Raw genomic sequence first — 1,657 nt, 5'->3', positions numbered from 1 at the left:
TGCTGCTCAGGATACGTCACCGCCGTCCGGTTCAGTTCCTCCAGCAGATAGGCGCGCTCGGCAGCTGGCAGAATGTCCAGCTCCCGCACTGGCATGTCCGGCGCCCGCTCCAACGCCTCCGACAGCTGCTCGAGCGCCCGCTGCATGTAGCCGCAGATCCGATCCGCAGAGATAGGCTCCGCCACCTGCGCCGTCAGACCGAGCGCCTCGCCAAAATCCTCCACCGACAAGGTCAGCGGATAATTGGTGCGCTCCTCCCCGCCCAGCCATTCCACGCCCACCAGACTGTCATCGGTTGCGGTGGCGACCGCCGCGGTGTTGTGGCGGTAGTTCAACAGCGAACTGAACAGCGGCGCCGGCGCCGCAACGCCGCTGCAGCGTTGCGCCAGCGCCAGCGAGGCCTGCTCGTGCGCCAAGAGCTCGGCCAGCCGGGCGTGCGTGGTCAGGACGCTCGCCTCGGTCGCGGTGCCATCGAGATCAAGCCGCAGCGGCAGCGTGTTGATGAACAGCCCCATCGTGCGGTCGCCACCCGCACCCCCATGCATGCGGCCGAACAGCACCGTGCCGAACACCACCTGCTCGCGCCCGCTGCTGCGCGCCACCACCTGTCCCCACGCCAGATGGCACAGGCTCGCCAGGCTCACCCCCAGCCGTCGCGCCTGGCTGCGCAGCCGCGCGTTCAGCTGCTGCGGCAGCATCCGCTGCGCCTCTCGAACCCCGCTGCCGTCGCCGCGCACCTCGCGCAAGCCGAACGGCGCGCTCGGCGCGTCGATGTCTGCCAGCCACCCCCGGAAGAACGCTTCATGCGCCTTTGCATCAACGCCCAGGCGCGCCTGCGCCACCAGGTTGCGGAACGGCTGTGGCGCGCTCAGCTCATGCGCCCGGCCCTCCAGCTCAGCCCGGACCTCGGCACGCATCACCTCCAGTGTGGTGTGATCCCCGATCAGATGATGCTGCAGCTCCAACAGCAGCCAGCGCGCGCTGCCGGGCTCGCGCGCGATCACAAACCGCAACAACGGCGCTCGGCCAAGATCGATGCGGTGCTGGCGCGGATCAAACCGATCCTTAAGCTGCGCGGCGCCAGGACCAGCAGACCCGTTCAGCTCGACCTCGCTCACCTCCAGCAGCGCGTTCCGCCACACCACCTGGGCCGGGCGCGACAGCCCCTCCCAGACGAACGAGGTGCGCAGAATGTCGTGCCGGTCCACCACCCGCTGGACCGCGGCAAGATAGCGGTCCAACACGCCACGGTCGGCAAACGCCATCTGCGATACCAGCAGGTACGGATCGCCCTTTGTCGCCAACAGATGATGGAACAGGATGCCGTCCTGCAGCGGCGACAAGCCATAAATGTCCTGGATGTTGCCAACCCCGCCGGGCACTGTGGCGATGATCCGGTCGATCTCGCCCTGCGCCAGCTCAATGAGCGGCAACATCTCTGGCGTGATCGCCGTACTCTGTTCGGTGATCCGATTGGCCGGGACCGCCACCTCCTGATGACTGCCCAGGCTTGCGGCCTGATCGGCCAGCACCGGCCTGGCGAACAGCGTGCGCACCTCAACCCCCAGCGACCGCCGCCGCAAACGCTCGATCAGTTGCACCGCCAGCAGCGAGTGCCCGCCGAGCGCAAAGAAGTGGTCGTGGCGTCCGACCCGCT

1 protein-coding gene is annotated in these 1,657 nt (G+C 68.1%); it reads right to left on the bottom strand.

The genetic code is table 11. The annotated features are described in order from the left end of the window. Positions 1 to 1,657: condensation domain-containing protein (locus tag WN73_RS11810; protein WP_271552893.1), on the bottom strand; the 1,657-nt coding region annotated here is incomplete at both ends.

It is taken from the genome of Bradyrhizobium sp. CCBAU 45394 (genome assembly GCF_028128655.1).
GTDB classification, from domain to species: Bacteria; Pseudomonadota; Alphaproteobacteria; order Rhizobiales; family Xanthobacteraceae; genus Bradyrhizobium; species Bradyrhizobium diazoefficiens.
This window is presented reverse-complemented; position numbering and strand designations above follow the sequence as displayed.